The 15,945-nt window shown below is 73.5% G+C and carries 12 protein-coding genes; 2 read left to right on the top strand and 10 right to left on the bottom strand.

Going from position 1 to position 15,945, the window contains the following annotated elements; all coding sequences use genetic code 11:
* The first annotated feature begins 1 nt into the window (after nt 1).
* Complete coding sequence (locus ACF08W_RS00315; RefSeq protein WP_352279617.1) at nt 2-1,102, top strand: radical SAM protein; 1,101 nt, start codon at nt 2-4, stop codon at nt 1,100-1,102.
* On the opposite strand, the gene ACF08W_RS00310 is transcribed toward ACF08W_RS00315, so the two are convergent.
* From ACF08W_RS00310 to ACF08W_RS00300, 3 genes are read right to left on the bottom strand one after another with little or no spacing between them, the layout of a single operon-like run.
* The gene (locus ACF08W_RS00310; RefSeq protein WP_392277881.1) at nt 1,084-2,073 is read right to left on the bottom strand and encodes a mevalonate kinase; all 990 of its coding nucleotides are present in this window, start codon (nt 2,071-2,073) and stop codon (nt 1,084-1,086) included. The genes ACF08W_RS00315 and ACF08W_RS00310 overlap by 19 nt on opposite strands.
* Nucleotides 2,070-2,630, bottom strand: a complete 561-nt coding sequence (locus ACF08W_RS00305) for an NUDIX domain-containing protein (protein WP_352279620.1) — start codon at nt 2,628-2,630, stop codon at nt 2,070-2,072. Before ACF08W_RS00305 ends, ACF08W_RS00310 begins: the two co-directional genes overlap by 4 nt.
* On the bottom strand, nt 2,627-3,712 hold the full coding sequence (locus tag ACF08W_RS00300; RefSeq protein WP_392277880.1) for an NAD-dependent epimerase/dehydratase family protein: 1,086 nt from the start codon (nt 3,710-3,712) through the stop codon (nt 2,627-2,629). Before ACF08W_RS00300 ends, ACF08W_RS00305 begins: the two co-directional genes overlap by 4 nt.
* A gap of 229 nt (nt 3,713-3,941) precedes the next feature.
* Between ACF08W_RS00300 and ACF08W_RS00295 the strand changes: the two genes are divergently transcribed.
* Nucleotides 3,942-5,642 carry a hypothetical protein gene (locus tag ACF08W_RS00295; RefSeq protein ID WP_392277879.1) on the top strand — a complete coding sequence of 567 codons (1,701 nt, stop codon included), beginning with the start codon at nt 3,942-3,944 and terminating at the stop codon, nt 5,640-5,642.
* Here ACF08W_RS00295 and asnB read toward each other — a convergent pair.
* From asnB to ACF08W_RS00260, 7 genes are all read right to left on the bottom strand, one after another.
* Nucleotides 5,555-7,462, bottom strand: coding sequence for an asparagine synthase (glutamine-hydrolyzing) (asnB, locus tag ACF08W_RS00290; RefSeq protein ID WP_392277878.1), 1,908 nt, complete (start codon nt 7,460-7,462; stop codon nt 5,555-5,557). The two genes, ACF08W_RS00295 and asnB, sit on opposite strands and share 88 nt — an antisense overlap.
* A 562-nt stretch (nt 7,463-8,024) precedes the next feature.
* Nucleotides 8,025-8,582 (bottom strand): GNAT family N-acetyltransferase, encoded by a 558-nt coding sequence (locus ACF08W_RS00285; RefSeq protein ID WP_392277877.1) that lies wholly within the window; start codon nt 8,580-8,582, stop codon nt 8,025-8,027.
* 208 nt (nt 8,583-8,790) lie between these two features.
* Entirely contained in the window at nt 8,791-10,620 is a 1,830-nt protein-coding gene (locus tag ACF08W_RS00280) for a CocE/NonD family hydrolase (RefSeq protein WP_392277876.1), read from the bottom strand.
* A gap of 125 nt (nt 10,621-10,745) precedes the next feature.
* Nucleotides 10,746-11,705 carry an LD-carboxypeptidase gene (locus tag ACF08W_RS00275; RefSeq protein ID WP_392277875.1) on the bottom strand — a complete coding sequence of 320 codons (960 nt, stop codon included), beginning with the start codon at nt 11,703-11,705 and terminating at the stop codon, nt 10,746-10,748.
* Nucleotides 11,702-13,681, bottom strand: coding sequence for a prolyl oligopeptidase family serine peptidase (locus tag ACF08W_RS00270; protein ID WP_392277874.1), 1,980 nt, complete (start codon nt 13,679-13,681; stop codon nt 11,702-11,704). Before ACF08W_RS00270 ends, ACF08W_RS00275 begins: the two co-directional genes overlap by 4 nt.
* A gap of 21 nt (nt 13,682-13,702) precedes the next feature.
* Nucleotides 13,703-15,046, bottom strand: coding sequence for a M20/M25/M40 family metallo-hydrolase (locus tag ACF08W_RS00265; protein WP_392277873.1), 1,344 nt, complete (start codon nt 15,044-15,046; stop codon nt 13,703-13,705).
* A complete protein-coding gene (locus ACF08W_RS00260) occupies nt 15,039-15,872 on the bottom strand; it encodes a M55 family metallopeptidase (RefSeq protein ID WP_352279633.1) in 834 nt (277 codons plus the stop codon). The genes ACF08W_RS00265 and ACF08W_RS00260 overlap by 8 nt, the downstream gene beginning before the upstream one ends.
* Between the last annotated feature and the right edge of the window lie 73 nt (nt 15,873-15,945).

The raw sequence follows: 15,945 nt of genomic DNA, 5'->3' as shown, positions 1-15,945 counted from the left end.
TGTGACGCACGACCGCCTCGATCTCGTCTCCAAGCTGTACCAGCCCACCGACTGGCCCCGGGTCGTCGGGGCCGCCTCGGGCGAGCCGTCGGCCGCACCGCTCGTCGTGGACCTCGACCCCACCACGTTCTGCGACCTGGCCTGCCCCGAGTGCATCAGCGGAAAGCTCCTCAACCAGGGCCGGTTCACCCCCGAGCGGCTCGCCTCGCTCGCCGAGGAGCTGGTCGACCTGTCCGTGCGCGCGGTGGTCCTCATAGGCGGCGGGGAACCGCTCGCCCACCGCGGCACCCGCAAGGTCTTACGCATCCTCGGCGAGGCGGGCCTGGCCATCGGGGTCGTCACCAACGGCACGATGATCCGGCAGAACCTCGCCGAGCTCGCCCGGTACGCGAGCTGGGTCCGGGTCTCCGTCGACGCGGGCACCGCCGAGACGTACGGGCTGTTCCGGCCCGACCGCAAGGGCCGCAGCGTCTTCGACAAGGTGATCGGCAACATGCGGCTGCTGGCCGCCGAGAAGAAGGGCGCCCTCGGCTACTCCTTCCTGGTGATGTCGCGTCAGGAACCGGGCGGGCCGACCGTGACCAACCACCACGAGGTGGGGCTGGCGGCCGAACTCGCCCACGACATCGGCTGCGACTACTTCGAGACCAAGGCCATGTTCGACGACGACCACCACATCGTGCAGGTCCCCGGCGAGATGCTGGAGTCCGTGGACCGCCAGCTCGCCGAGGCCGCCCGGCTGGAGAGCGACCGCTTCCAGCTCGTCAACTCCTCCACCCTCACCTCGCTGCGCGGCCACGTCGGCCCCGTCCAGCCCAAGGCGTACGACCGCTGCCGGGTCGCCGAACTCCGCACGCTGATCACCCCGTCCGGGGTGTACGTGTGCTCCTACCACCGGGGCAACCCGCTCGCGAGGATCGGGGACGCGGTCACCGACGACCTCGCCGACATCTGGCGGGACGCGGACCGCCGGGGCATCGTCGACCCGAGCCGGGACTGCCGGTTCCACTGCGCACGGCACCGCTCCAACCTGGAGCTGGACCGCATCGCCGACGGAACCGGCGAGCCCCCGCTCCCGGAGGACTACGACCCCTTCATCTGACCTCCCGCCGCCACCGGCTCCGGGGCCCGCCGCACACCCGGAGCCGCCGCGGCGGGCACCACCCGGGCCCCCGGGTGCGCGGTGCGCAGCGCCGCCGTCAGCCGGGCCGCCGTCTCCTCCAGCGCGTCCGCCCGGCAGACGCCGACCAGCGCACCGCCCCCGCCGGCCCCGCTGAGCTTCAGCGGCAGGCCGGCGGAGCCGAGTGCGAGGGCCCGCAGCTTCTCCAGGAGCGGTGTCGACATCCGCTGGTGGTCGCGCATGGCCGCGTGGGCGTCGGACATCGCGGCCCCGAGCGCCGCCAGGTCCCGGCCCCGCAGCGCCGCCCACACCCGGCCCGACGCCGCATCGGCGGCGGCCCGGTAGGCGGCCAGCGCCGGGTCGCCCGCGGCGAGCTGCGCCCGGACGTCCCGGATGTGGTGGCGGGTGTCCTTGCGGGTGCCGGAGTCCACGACGAGCACCCGCCACTCCTCCGGGAGGTCGAGGCGGTCCCGTACGGCGGGGAGCCCCTCCTCCCGGCCGTCGATGAGGAGCGCGCCGCCCTCGACGACCGCGAGGTGGTCCATGCCGCCCCCGTTGAAGACGGCGAACTCGAACTCGTACGCCCACCGGGTGACCGTGGCGTCCGGGACCCGCTCGCCGGGCACGGCGTGGTCCGCGTACGCCCGGAACAGGGCCACGATCCGCGCCGTGGACGAGGACAGTCCGCTCGCCGCGGGCGCCTGGCTGCGCACGGTCACCGCGGGCGGGCGCGGGGCGAGCCCGGCCAGCCGCCCGCGCAGGAACGTCCACACCTCCCGCTGCCAACCGTCCGCGGGCCCGTCGTCGGGCGCGGGGCCGGGCCGCACCTCCACGGTCGTCGGCAGGGCGAGGGCGAGGCTCACCGAGCGGCCCCCGCCGAGCCAGTCCAGGTCCTCACCGGACAGGCAGGCCCGGCAGGGCACCTCGGCACGTATCGGATCCGTGGCGTTCACCGGGCCTGGAACCTTCCTTCCGCACGGTAGGTCTCGTACATGGACAGCACCACCTCCGTGGGCGGGTGCAGGGGTCGGGGCGGGGCGTCGAGCGGCCGGAAGACGGCCCGGCGCACCTCGTCGGCGCCGGGGGCCAACTCCCCCGACCAGCGCCGGGCGGTGAAGCAGAGCGCGAAGCAGTGCGTCACGTCCCCGTTGGGGTAGGTCAGGGTGTGCACCCGGGGGTCGGAGAGCGTCCCGAACGCCTCCAGGTCCTCCCTCGCCACCCGCAGACCGGTCTCCTCGGCGAGTTCACGGACGGCGGCGTCGGCGAAGTCGCCGTCCTCCTCGCAGGCGCCGGCCGGCAGCTCCCAGACGCCGGTGTCCGCGCGCTGCTGGAACAGACCGCGGCCCGCCCCGTCGATCAGCAGCACCTGTGCGCCGGGCACCAGCAGCTTGCGGGAGCCGACCCGCTGACGCAGTGACCAGATGTGGGAACCGGTGTAGCCCATGGTGTGCGTGTCGCCTCCGTCGCCGCCGGTGCGCCCCGTGGGGGCCGTCGGTGCGCAGCGTGTCACGCCCGGTCCGCCTCCTCGTACTCCTCGGTCAGCCAGCGTGGCGTGGCGTCCGGGGTCGCCAGCAGCCAGCGCACGTACCGGTCGACGCCCTCCTCGACGCCGATCCGGGCCTGCCAGCGCAGGAGTTCACGGGAGCGCGTGGTGTCGGCGTAGCCGCCGAGCGGGTCGCCCTCGGGGCGCGGGGTGACGATCCGCCGGGCGCCGGGGAAGTACGGGGCGATCAGGTCGGCGACCTCGCGGACCGAGGTGGGGCGGCCGGTGCCGACGTTCACGGTCCGTTCGGCCATCTGCTCCTCGATCAGGGCGAGCGCGGTGGCCTCGGCGATGTCGTCGACGTGGACCAGGTCGCGGACCTGGTTCCCGCCGCCGTTGAGCCGCATGGGGCGGCCGAGGCGGGCCTGGAGCGAGAGCCAGGGCACCATCCAGGAGTGGCTGCCCGGCTTGGGTATCTGGGGGTCGCCGTAGACGGAGAAGTAGCGGACCACCGCGTACTCGGTGCCGCCACCGGCCCCGAGCATCAGCCGGGTCTGGTGCTCCGCCCAGAGCTTGCCGTTGGCGTAGACGGAGACCGGGCTGAGCGGCATGTCCTCGTGGAAGACCTGCGGCCCCTCGATGTCCGGGTCGCCGTTGCCGTACACCGACGCGGAGGAGACGAGGACCAGGCGCCGGACGGGGAAGCGGGCGGCCTGCTCCAGGACGACCTGGGTGCCCTCGACGTTGGCGCGGAAGGCGATGTCGGGGCGGCGGGTGCAGGCCGCGACGTCGGCGTAGGCGGCCGCGTGGACCACGAAGTCGGCGTCCTTCAGCAGGGCTCCGACGGTGTCGGCGTCCCGGACGTCCCCGACGACGAGCCGGGCGCCGCTGCGCGCGGTGCCGAAGGTCTCGTGGCCGGTGCCGGGGTAGGCGTCCATCCGGTCCAGGGCGGTGACGACGGCCCCGGCGCCGTGCAGCAGGCGGACCAGCCTGCTGCCGACGAGGCCGCCGCCACCGGTCACGACGATCCGGGCGTCGCGGAGTTTGCCGAGGCGGGAGTGGACGGACTCGTCGCCGTCGGTCCGCTGCGAAGGGGGTAACGCGGGCATGGGAAGCCTCTTTCTGCGTCGGGGAGGATGGGGTACGCGGCGCTCGGGCCCCGGGCTCCGGCGCATACCGGCCCCAGCATTCCCGGGCTCGTCGGCCCTCTGCCAGAGGGCCGTTTCGGCACTCTTGCGGGCCGTCCGCGCCGCCCGTACTGTCCGAATCCGGCTGGCGGATCCGGTCCCCGCGGGGTGTCCGGTGCGGGCCGGGCCGGTTCGGACCCAGGGAGGACCTATGGCACGCCCACGGCTCAGCGCGGTGGTCATGACCCACCCCAGACGCCGCGCGGCGGCCGAGGAACTGGCCCTGAGCGTGGACGGCGGCCTCTTCCGGGTCGTCATGGACCCCGATCCCACCGGCACCCCGTCGGTGCTGCGCACCGCGCTCGCCGCCTGGTCCTCGATCGAGGAGGGGGCCACCCATCAATTGGTGGTCCAGGACGACATGGTGTTGTCCGAAACCTTCCTGGACCGGGTGCGGTCCGCCGTCGAGGAGTTGCCGGACGCGGCGCTGGCCCTGTTCGCGCTCTGGGACTCGCGCAACGGGGCGGCGGTCCGGATGGGGGCGATGGCGGGCGCCCGCTGGGTCGGGGCGGTCAACGAGTACTTCCCGTGCGTGGCGATCGTGCTGCCCCGCCGGGTCGCCGAGGGATTCGTGGCGTACGGGCGGCAGCGGCTCGGCGGCTGGCCGGACGACATCCTGATGCACCGCTACCTCACCGCCCGGGGCGTGCCCCGCTACGTCGCGGTGCCCAATCTCGCCGAGCACGAGGACCGCGGCTCGATCTCCGGGAACGCCTTCCGGGGCCCGCGCCGCTCGGTCTGCTTCGTCCCCGGCGACCTGCCCGGCCAGGAGGGCCGGACGCTGACCGGCCTGTCGGTGGTGCCGTTCTTCAAGCACTCGGTGGCGCAGTGCGCGGTGCGGGTCGCGGGGCCCGGCCCCGAGCGGTGGCTGCATCTGGACACCGAGCAGTACCTGCGCGGGGCCGGGCTGCCCGGCACGCTGCTGCGCCCACCGGGTGCCGGGGCGCCCGGACCGGATGTGCGGGGGACCTGGCTGACCGCCCTGGCCATGGGGTTCGAGGCGGTCCGCGCCGGGCTCGACGTCCCGCCCGGGGCGTCGGCGGCGTACGCGGAGTCGGTGGCGACGATCGGCACCGGTGGCATCAGCAACAACAGCACGGAGGAGCACCTCGCGCACCGTCGCGCGCCCCTGGCCGAGGTGGCGCACCGGGCGCTCGAGGCCGGGCGGGAGGCCGCCGACGGCCGGCGCCCGCCCCGTCGGCGGCCGGGCGGTCCCGTCTGGCACGGGGCCGCGAACCCGCTCGGGGAGCACCTCGTGCGCAGGCTGGCCGATCTGTCGGAGCGGTCCGCCGCGGTGATCGACCTGACCGCGCTGGGCTCCCCCGAGCCCCGGGTCACGGTCCGTCCGCCGGACGAGCCGGTCCCGTACACGCTGCACGTGGGCGAGGTGTACGGTCCCGGCTGTTCGCGCCGCTCCCCCATCGGCCGGATGGTGTGGGACGCGCTGCGCAGCCGCCCGGTGGTGGCCGAGGGCGACCCGGACGCGGAGGTGTGGCCGGTGTACGTGACCGACCTCGCCGACGCGATCGCGGTGGTGCTGCGCACCCGGCCCCGGGGGCGGGATTTCGCGGTCGCGCCGGAGAAGCCGTGCACGGCGGCGGAGTTGGCGCAGGCCGTGCACGACGCGGTGCGGCCCGTACCGGTGCGGCCGGAGCCGGGCGCCCGGCCCGGGTGGCGCCGCCCGGTGGCGGCTCCGCTCCCGGCGGGCTGGGCGCCCGCCACCGGGCGGGCGCGCGGGCTGCACGCCTTCGCCCAGTGGCTCGCCTACGAGGAGGTGCCCGAGGACTCCGGCCGGCCGTCTCCGGCCGGGGAAGGTCCGGCCGGTTCGTCCAGGACCAGTTCGGGGTCGTAGAGCTCCATCCAGGCGGCCAGGTCCAGGGCGCGTTCCAGGCCGCGCCGGGAGGCGGCGGTGATCTGCGGGGCCTGGCGCTCGGCGGCCCTGCGGAGCCGGTCCCGGTCGACGAGTTCGAAGACGCGGTGGTCCGGGTCGGCGAGGAGTGCGCGGGCGTGTTCCTGGAGGGCGACGGCGTACTCGGGGTCCTGGGTGGAGGGGTAGGGACTCTTGACCCGGTCGTACACCGAGCGGGGCAGTACGTCGGCGGCGGCCTCGCGCAGCAGGCTCTTCTCCCGGCCGTCGAACGACTTGAGCGCCCAGGGCGCGTTGTAGACGTACTCGACGAGCCGGTGGTCGCAGAACGGCACCCGGACCTCCAGGCCGACCGCCATGCTCGCGCGGTCCTTGCGGTCGAGCAGGACGCGGACGAAGCGGGTGAGGTGGAGGTGGCAGATCCGGCGCATCCGGTACTCGAAGTCGCTCTCGCCGTCGAGCCGTTCGATGTCGGCGACGGCGGTGCGGTAGCTGTCCTGAATGTATCCGCCGAGGTCCAGGGCCTCGCCGAGGTCGGGGCGGAGCACATCGGCGTCGTCGCCGAAGTGTTCGGCCATCCGCACCAGCCAGGGGAAGGTGTCGGCGGTGCGGGCCTTCTCGTCGAAGAACTGGAGGTAGCCGCCGAAGACCTCGTCGGCGGACTCGCCGGACAGGGCGACGGTGGAGTGCTCGCGGATGGCCCGGAAGAGCAGGTAGAGCGAGGAGTCCATGTCGCCGAGGCCCATCGGCAGATCGCGGGCCCGGATCATCCTGGCCCGTACCCCGGGGTCGGCGAGGGTGCCGGGGTCGAGCACGATGTCCTGGTGGAGGGTGCCGGACTGCCGGGCCACGTCGTGGACGAACGGGGTGTCGGGGGTGGTGCGCAGTTCGTCGGCGACGAAGTTCTCGGTGCGGCCGACGAAGTCGACGGCGAAGGTGCGGACCTTCTCGCCGGTCTCGGCGAGCTGCCGGGCGGCGAGCGCGGTGACCGTCGAGGAGTCGAGCCCGCCGGAGAGCAGGACGCACCGGGGGACGTCGGAGACCAGCTGGCGGCGGACGATGTCGTCGAGGAGGGCGCGGACGGTGGCGACCGTGGTGTCCTGGTCGTCGGTGTGCGGGCGGGTCTCCAGCCGCCAGTAGACGCGGGTGCGCAGTCCGGAGCGGTCCACGGTGACGACCGTGCCGGGTTGCACCTCGTACATGCCGTCCCAGACGGCGTGGCCGGGGTTCTTGACCATGGTGAAGAGTTCGCGCAGCCCGTCGAGGGTCACCCGGGGACGGGCCAGCGGGTTGGCGAGGATCGCCTTGGGCTCCGAGCCGAACAGGACCCCGTCGGGCGTCGGCCAGTAGTAGAAGGGCTTGACGCCCATCCGGTCGCGGATCATGACGAGCCGGTCGTGGCGGCCGTCCCAGATCGCGAAGGCGTACATGCCGTTCAGCCGCTCGGCGAGGTGCTCCCCCCACTCCAGGTAGCCGCGGAGCACCACCTCGGTGTCCGAGTCGGTGGTGAACCGGTGTCCGCGTGCGATCAGCTCCTCGCGGAGCTCGGTGTAGTTGTACGCCTCGCCGGAGTAGACGAGCGCGACCGCGCCCTCGGGGGTGCCGGCGCTCATGGGCTGGCGCCCGCCGGGCAGGTCGATGATGGCGAGCCGCCGGTGGCCGAGCGAGGCGTGCGGGGCGTTCCAGACGCCCTGGTCGTCCGGGCCCCGGCAGGCCATGGTCTCCGTCATCGCTTCCACCGCCGTGACCTGCTCGGCCGCCCGTAGATCGCGGTCGAAGGAGACCCAGCCGACTATGCCGCACATGCGCGTCCTCCTGATCCGGTCCGTCCCGGGTGCCCGTACGCACGGTGCCGCCCCTCTCGTGGGCGTACCGGACGACGGTGGCCGGCCGAACCAGTTGTATTCAGCAGCTATATGGCGAGCGTCCGCCCGTACCCGCTCGCGGTCAACACGAGCGCGACCGGTCCAGGTGGTCGCGTCGGCTGCTTTCGGCCGCGGTTTCCCGCTTCGTAGAACGATTCGTATACGGCTGCCGGACCTCCGTAACCCCTGCGAGCACGGCTTTCACGCCCCGCGGGCAGACGATATTCGGCCACGGGCAAATTCTTGCCCAACCAGGTCGGCGGCTCCCCCGCACGGCCCACGCCCGTGCCGCCCCGCTCTCCCCAGTATGCGACCGGGGAGCGAGGACGGCAGCGGACGGAAAGGCACAGGTCAGCGGGTGTGAGGACAGCCGTCGACGGCACGGGGGCGGTGCCGGAGGTCGGGTGCCGGTGCCGTCGACGACGTACGCGTTGCCGACCCTGACCACCGGGCGGGAGGACCAGGAGACGGTGGAACCGCACGGGCTCGTCCCGCCGCACCCCTATCGGCCGGTCATCTCCGCCGTGACGGCCCACCGTTCGTGATCGCGCCAGGCGCCGTCGATGAAGAGGAAGTCCGGCGAGAAGCCTTCGAGCCGGAAGCCGGCCCGCCGGACCAGCGCGATCGAACCGGCGTTGCCGGGCTGGATGTTGGCTTCCAGGCGGTGCAGTCCGAGCGGGCCGAAGGCATGGTCCAGGACCAGGCGCAGCCCCTCGCCGAGCAGGCCGCGCCCGGCCGCGTGGGCGAAGGCCCCGTAGCCGAGGGCGCCGCAACGGAACGCCCCGGCGACGATGTTGTTGATGTTGATGAATCCGGCGATCGCGTCCGTCCGGCCGCCCGTGCCGCCGCGCTCGCAGACGAGGAAGCCCGCCCTGGCCGGGTCGCCGGTCAGCCGGTCCGCGTACGCGGTGTACGCGGCGGTGTCCTCGGGCGGGAAGAGCCAGGGCCGGTGCAGCTCCCGGCTCTCCCGTGCGCGGGCGGTGAACTCCTCGGCGTCGCCCGGGGTGAAGGGGCGGATCCCCACCCTCCGCCCCTCGGCCAGATACTCACGTTCGGTCATCCGGCCACCCTAGGACCTGTCTTCAAACTGCCGTCGTCCGGCCGGAGGCCGGGCCGTGCGGTGTCCGGTGCGTGCGATCGCAAGGCGGAGGGTCGCTCCGATACTGGATGTATCGGGGTGACCCCGACAACGCGGCGAGCGTGCGTGCCGGGCGCCGCACGGCAGGCGGCAGTTTGAAGACAGGTCCTAGGGCGAGTGGGAAGGCGGTTCAGTCCAGCCCGCCGCCGACCACCGGCAGCTCCAGCACGCCGGTGTCCTGCGGGGCGCTGACGACCGTGACCGGCTTGATCCCCCGGTTGCCGGAGTACGCGGTGTCGCTCGCCGCGATCGCGAACTCGAGCCGGTGGCCCGTCTCGTAGCGGTGGACGATGCCCGGGAGCCGTACGGTGAACGGGCGGGTGACATCGGGGACCCGTACCGGTGCGACCAGCCGGTTGACCAGGCTCCTGGTGCCGTCCGGGGCGACGTCGTAGACCTTGGCGAACAGGACGAGCCGGTCGGCGGCGTCGCCGCTGTTCTGGACCTGCTCCGTCGCCGGCGAGACGACCTTCAGGGTGGCCTTCGGTGCGCCGACGACGTCGACGGGGGACGTCAGCGGGGCGCTGGTCCAGCCGAGGTAGGTGCCCTTGATGTCGTAGGGCTTCGGGTCGGGCAGCCCGATGACCCCGGCGAGCGAGCTCTCCGAATGGCTGGTCGGAACCAGCCAGTTGGCGTACTGGCGGCTGCCCCGGACGACCTCGGACCGGTCTCCGACGAGCTTGCCGTCGCCGGAGAGGTACATCGTCCGCGACAGGGCCGGTACGGCGGACGCCGTGCCGTATCCGCTCTGCCAGTCGCGGTAGTAGGCGAAGGCGGGGCCGGTGTCGGCGCTCCGGTCGCCCCGGAGGTAGCGGTCGAACCAGGCGAGGACGCGCCGGCCGACGTAGCTGCCCTCCAGGTTGCCCTGGCCCAGGTCGAGTTCGCCGGGCTTCTGGCCGCCGCTGTGGCCCCAGGACTGCCAGATCATCCTGGTGGTGGTTCCCTGCGCCCTGAGCTTCTCGTAGGTGGCGGTGGCCTCGTTCAGGTTGAACAGGCTGTCGGTCTGGCCCTGGACGATCAGGGTGGGCGCCTTGACCTTGCCGAGGTAGTCGACCGGGGAGACGCTGCGCGCGTAGTCGAGCATCGCGGTGGTGCGGTCGGCCGGGAAGCTGCCGGAGTTGAGCAGCCGGACGGTGTCGCAGGCGGGCGTCGCGAAGTGCAGGCAGGCGAGGTTGTTGATCCGGGACGGGTCCAGGCTCGCGTTGAGGAGGGTCTGCCCCTCCCCCATCAGGTAGAAGCCGTTGGTCCACTGCCACTTGAAGACCCCGGCGGTGTCGGAGGAGACACCGGTGCGGGCGTCGGCGCTGTTCGGGGCGAGCGCGTACGCGAGGTCGTTCCAGGTGATCAGCGGGACGAGGGCGTCGACCCGGTGGTCGACGGAGGCGGTGGCCAGTTGTACGGCGCCGCCGTACGAGCCGCCGATCATGCCGACCCGGGGGTCGCCCGCGCCGTCCTGGACGACGTAGTCGGCCCGGGTGCCGTCGTCGGCGGCGCGGGTCCCGGCGAGGAAGTCGATGAGGCCGGCGGCCGCCCGGCCGTCGACGGCCGGGTCGTCGAGGGTGATGAGGCAGCCCGACTTGCCGAAGCCGAGGCCGGAGTAGACCAGGCCGACGTAGCCGCGCGAGGCGAACGCCTTGCCGATGGCGTCGGTCGTGCCGTCCGACTTGCTGCCGCCGAAGCCGTTGGTGGCGAGGACGGCGGGGGCCGGGTGGCCGGCGTCGGCCCCGGCGGGGCGGTACAGGTCCGCGTCGACGGTGCAGGAGCGGTCACCGGCCCGGACGGTGAACTTCAGCGGGGTGACGGTGTATCCGCCCGCCCCGTCGGCGGTCGCCCTCGCCGCACCGGTGAGGACCAGCGGTGCGGCGAGGGCGGCCCCGGCCACCCAGGCGAGCGACCTGCGGGAGGTCGTCCGGTATCCGGACCGGGGGCGGGACACAGCACGCGACACGAGGACCTCCACACCGAGAGCGCTTACCGAACGGTAAGTAACGGAACGCGCTCATGCTGTGACGGCGTCGCGAGGCTGTCAACGTCCCGGACGGCGATTCCTGAACACTGCTCAACTTCTTTACGATTCGACGGGGTTCAGCGCAGGGCGGGCTCCTCGACGGTGAGGGTGGCGGGACCGCCGTCCGCCGGGGCGTCCAGCACCGCGGACACCCCGAGCGGCACGGTGAGCGAGGTCGGCCCGTGGCCGAAGCCCAGCTCCTCGACGACCGGCACGCCCAGCGGTCCCAGCCGGTCGGCGAGCACGGCCCGCACCCGCTCGTACGGCCCGCAGCCCGACCACGACCCGCAGACCACCCCGGCGATCCCGTTCAGCGCCCCGGCCCGCAGCAGCTGGGTGAGGATGCGGTCGAGGCTGTACGGGTCCTCGCCGGTGTCCTCTATCGCCAGCAGTCCGCCGCGCGCCGAGGTCCGGGCGGACGGTGTGCCGAGGTCGGCGGCGAGCAGGCTGACGCAGCCGCCGTAGACGATGCCGCGGGCCCGGCCGGGCACCAGCGCCCGCGCGGCGGGCAGGCCGAGCGTCCGCACCGACTCGGGCACGAACAGGGTGGTCCGCAGCGACTCCTGGGTGTCCGGGTCCTTGAGGAACGTCTCCGTCCCGGCCATCGGGCCGTGCAGGGTGACGATCCCCAGATGCCGGGCGAACGCCTCGTGGAGCACGGTGACGTCGCTGTAGCCGACGAACACCTTCGGCCCCGCCGCGCGCATCGCCGCCCAGTCGACGAGGTCGGCCATCCGGTGGGCGCCGTACCCGCCGCGGGCGCAGATCACCGCGTCCACGGACGGGTCGCACCAGGCCGCCTGGAGGTCGGCGGCCCGTGCCTCGTCGGTGCCCGCGAGGTAGTCGAGCCGGGGGTGGACCGCCCGCGCGTGCGGGGCCTCGACGACCTCCAGGCCCCAGCCGCGCAGGATGTCCAGCCCCGCCTCCATCCGGTCGGCCGGGACCGGGCCGCTCGGCGACACGACGGCGACCCGGGCCCCGGGGCGCAGCCGGGCGGGGCGGGTCAGTGGTTCGAGGGTCGGGGGTTCGAGGGTCACCGCTTCAGCTCCAGCGGGGGTACGTCGGCGTGCTCGGCTCCGAAGACCTGCCCGTACAGGGAGAGTTCGGCCTCCAGTGCGCGGATCATGGTGTCGGCGCGGCGGAAGCCGTGGCCCTCGCCCTCGAAGGTGAGGTAGGCGTGCGGGATGCCGCGTCCGTCGAGTGCGGCGAGGAAGCGTTCGCACTGGACGGGCGGGCAGATCGGGTCGTCCAGCCCCTGGAGCAGCAGGAAGGGGGTGGTGAGCCGGTCGACGCGGCCGACCGGGGAGCGGTCGCGGTAGCGGTCCGGGACCTCGGCGAGCGGGCCGACCAGGGACTCCAGGTACTGGGACTCGAAGTCGTGGGTCTCGCCGGTCCCCCAGCCGGTCAGGTCGAGGATCGGGTAGATGATCGTCCCGCAGGCGTAGACGTCGGTTCCGGTCAGCGAGGCGGCGGTGGTCCAGCCGCCGGCGCTGCCGCCGCGGATGGCCAGCCGACGCCGGTCGGCGGTGCCCTCCTTCGCCAGCGCCTCGGCGACGGCGGCGCAGTCCTCGACGTCGACGACGCCCCACTGGTCGCGCAGCCGGTTGCGGTACTCCCGGCCGTAGCCGGTGGAGCCGCCGTAGTTGACCTCGGCGACGCCGATGCCGCGCGAGGTGAAGTAGGCGATCTCCAGGTCGAGCACGAGGGCGGCGTGGCCGGTGGGGCCGCCGTGCGCCCAGACCACGTAGGGCGGCAGTTCTCCGGCGGGGGCGGTGTGGTCGGGGTTGCGCGGCGGGTAGAGGTGGGTGTGGATCTCGCGTCCGCCGGGGCCGGTGAAGGTGCGCTGTTCGGGCCTCGGGTAGTAGACGGGGTCGACGACGTCCCGGTGCGGTGCGCCGATGACGCGGGTGCGGCCGGTCGCGGTGTCCAGCTCAACCACTTCGTACCCGCTGTACGGGCTCGCCGCCACGCCGACGACGCGGCTGCCGTGCGCGGTGAGGGTCTCGGCCCATTCGGTCCAGGGTCCGGCGACGTCGACGAGTTCGCCGGTCCGGGGGTCGAGGATGCCGAGCGTGGTGGTGCCCTTGCCGTGGATGGTGGCGATCAGCCCGTTGTCCAGCGGCCGGAACCAGGCGAGGCCGATCTTCCAGAGGGGGCCGGCGAACTCCTGCTCGCGGGGGCAGAGGGCGACCGCGCCCCGGTCCGGGTCGTCGCGGTAGAGGTTCCACCAGCCGCCGCGGTCACTGGCGAACAGCAGCCGCCCGTCGGCGTCCCACTCGATCTGCGGCACCGACTCCTCGGGGCCGCCGAGGTGGGACCGGATGTGGTGGAAGGTGCCGTCCTCGGCGACGTCCGCGAGCATCACCTCGGTGCCGTCCCACGGCATTCGGGGGTGGTCCCAGGCGATCCACGCCGCCTGTGTGCCGTCCGGCGAGAGCTTGGGCCCGGTGACGAAACGGTGGCCGTCGTCGCCGAGTTCGCGGACCGCCCGGCGGTCGTCGGCGGCCGAGCCGTCGAGCGGTACGGCGGCGATCACCCGGCGCAGTTCGGTGGGGCCCTCGCCGGTGAACTCCTCCAGGACGCACCAGACCTCGCCCCGCTCGGCATGGAGCTGCGGGTCGACCCAGCGCAGCCCGCCACCGGTGGCGGAGAGCGGGGTGAGCGGGCGGGGCGCGTCCGGCCCGTCGGGGGCGTAGGCGTAGAGCCGCTGGTCGGCGAAGTGGACGAAGACGATCAGCGGGCCGCCCTCGGCGCGGGCGGCCCCGGCCCAGGGCACTCCGCCGTACTCGATGACCCGGCTCCGTACGTTCCACGGGGCGGGCAGGACGGATTCGGTCGTGCCGTCGGCCCGGCGGCGGACCAGGGCGCGGCGGCCGGACTCGGCGGGGCGCGGTTCCGTCCACCACACCTCGTCGCCGACGGTGCCGGCGTACTCCGGGCGGCCGTCCTGGGAGGCGGCGAGCGCGGCGTCGATCGGCGAGGGCCAGGTTCCGTGGGGCCCGGTGTGCTGCATGTGTCGATTCCCCCTCTGCCGTCAGGCAGTACGCAGGTAGTGGTCGAGGACGCGGACGCCGAAGTGCAGGGCCTCGACCGGGACGCGTTCGTCGACTCCGTGGAAGAGCGCCTGGTAGTCGAAGCCGACGGGCAGCTTCAGCGGCGAGAAGCCGTAGCCGGTGATGCCGAGCCGGGAGAACTGCTTGGCGTCGGTGCCGCCCGACATGCAGTACGGCACGACGTGGCCGTCCGGGTCGAAGCGCTCGATCGCGGCGCGCAGTTTCGCGAAGGTGGGCGAGTCGACGGGGGCCTGGAGCGGGATCTCCCGGTGGTGGAACTCCCAGTCGACGTCGGGGCCGGTCAGCCGGTCCAGGGTGGCGTGGAACTCGTCCTCGCCGCCGGGCACCATCCGGCCGTCGACGAACGCGGTGGCGTGGCCCGGGATGACGTTGACCTTGTATCCGGCGTCCAGCATCGTCGGGTTGGAGCTGTTGCGGACGGTGGGTGCGACCAGGTCGGCGGCGGGGCCGAGCTTGCCGAGCAGTTCGTCCACGTCGAAGCCGGGGGCGTCGAGGTCGGGGCGGATGCCGTGGAGGGCGGCGATCTCGGTGAGCGCGGCGCGGACCGTGGGGGTGAGCCGGACGGGCCATTCATGGGCGCCGATCCGGGCGACGGCGGCGGCGAGCGCGCTGACCGCGTTGTTCCGGTTGACCTTGGAGCCGTGTCCGGCCTTGCCGTGCGCGGTGAGTTTCAGCCAGGCGGTGCCGCGTTCCCCGGCGGCGATCGGGTAGAGCGGCATGTCGGGTCCGGCGTGGAAGGTGAAGGCGCCGGACTCGCTGATGCCCTCGGTGCAGCCCTCGAAGAGATCGGCGTGCCGGTCGGCGAGGAAGCCCGAGCCGTCGTCGGCGCTGGCCTCCTCGTCGGCGGTGTACGCGATGACGATGTCGCGGCGGGGCCGGATCCCGGCCCGCGCCCAGCCGCGCACGACGGCCAGGACCATCGCGTCCATGTTCTTCATGTCGATGGCGCCGCGTCCCCAGACGACGCCGTCGCGGACCTCTCCGGAGAAGGGGTGCACGGTCCAGTCGGCGGCCTCGGCCGGGACCACGTCGAGGTGGCCGTGGACGAGGAGGGCGTCGGCCGAGGGGTCGGTGCCGGGGATGCGGGCGACCACGTTGGTGCGTCCGGGGGTCCGCTCCAGCAGGGTCGGCTCGATCCCGGCGGCGGCCAGCCGCTCGGCGACGTACTCGGCGGCCGGCCGTTCCCGGCACTCGCCGTCGCCCCGGTTGGTGGTGTCGATCCTGATCAGCTCGGAGGTGAAGGTCACCGATTCGTCGAGCGACTGCCGGTCGACGCCGTCCTGGGTACCGGTCGCGTCAGCCATACTGTTCCTCCACGGCGGACGACACGATCGTCGTCACGGCCTTGAACGTGCGGATTCCTTCGTACATCGTCGCGCTGGTGTAGGCGACGCGCCGTTCACCGCTGGGCGCCACGCCGGGGACGACGGTGGCCGCCTGGGCCAGGTGTTCGGCGTCGAACTCCAGCTCCACGGTGAAGGGGCCGCCCGCGACGGGTTCGTACCGTCCGGCGAGCGCGGTGGCCTCCTTGGCGGCGGCCCTGATGTCGGCCGCGGTGCGGGCCGGGGTGCGGCAGACCGCCGCGTACCGCGACACGTAGTCCTTGACCGCGACCTTGCGGGCCGCCGGGGCGTACCCCTCCGCGTCCACGCAGGTCAGGTTGTCGCCGGTGACCAGGACGACGGGGATCCCGTACTCGGCGACGACATGGGCGTTGAGCAGGCCCTCGCTGGCGCGGGCGCCGTTGAGCCAGACGCCGGTGATGGAGTTGGCGAGGTAGGTGTGGGCGAGGACCCCTTCCGCGCCGGCGCCGGTGTGGTAGCCGATGAAGGCTATGGCGTCGACGTCCCCGTGCTGGATGCCCTCGACCATGGAGAGGGACTTGTGCCGCCCGGTGAGCATCTCGACCCGGTCGTCGAGCCGCTCCAGCAGGAGGTTCCGCATGGACCAGTGGGCCTCGTTGACGAGCACCTCGTCCGCGCCGCCGTCGTAGAAACCGAGCGCCGCCGCGTTCACGTCGGAGGTGAACATGGCGCGGCACCGCTCCCACTGGGGCGTGCCCGGCAGCACGTCGGCGGGCCAGGTGACGCCGGTGGCGCCTTCCATGTCCGCGCTGATCAGGATCTTCATGCCGGGCCACGGTACGCGCCCGAGAACCGCCAGGCCAGAGCCACGAGCACGTTCAATGGTCCAGTCCTCCGAA

The sequence above is a fragment of the Streptomyces sp. NPDC015144 genome (assembly GCF_043079735.1).
Classification (GTDB): domain Bacteria; phylum Actinomycetota; class Actinomycetes; order Streptomycetales; family Streptomycetaceae; genus Streptomyces.
The sequence above is the reverse complement of the archived record's forward strand: the minus strand, read 5'-3'. Positions and strand labels throughout refer to the sequence as shown.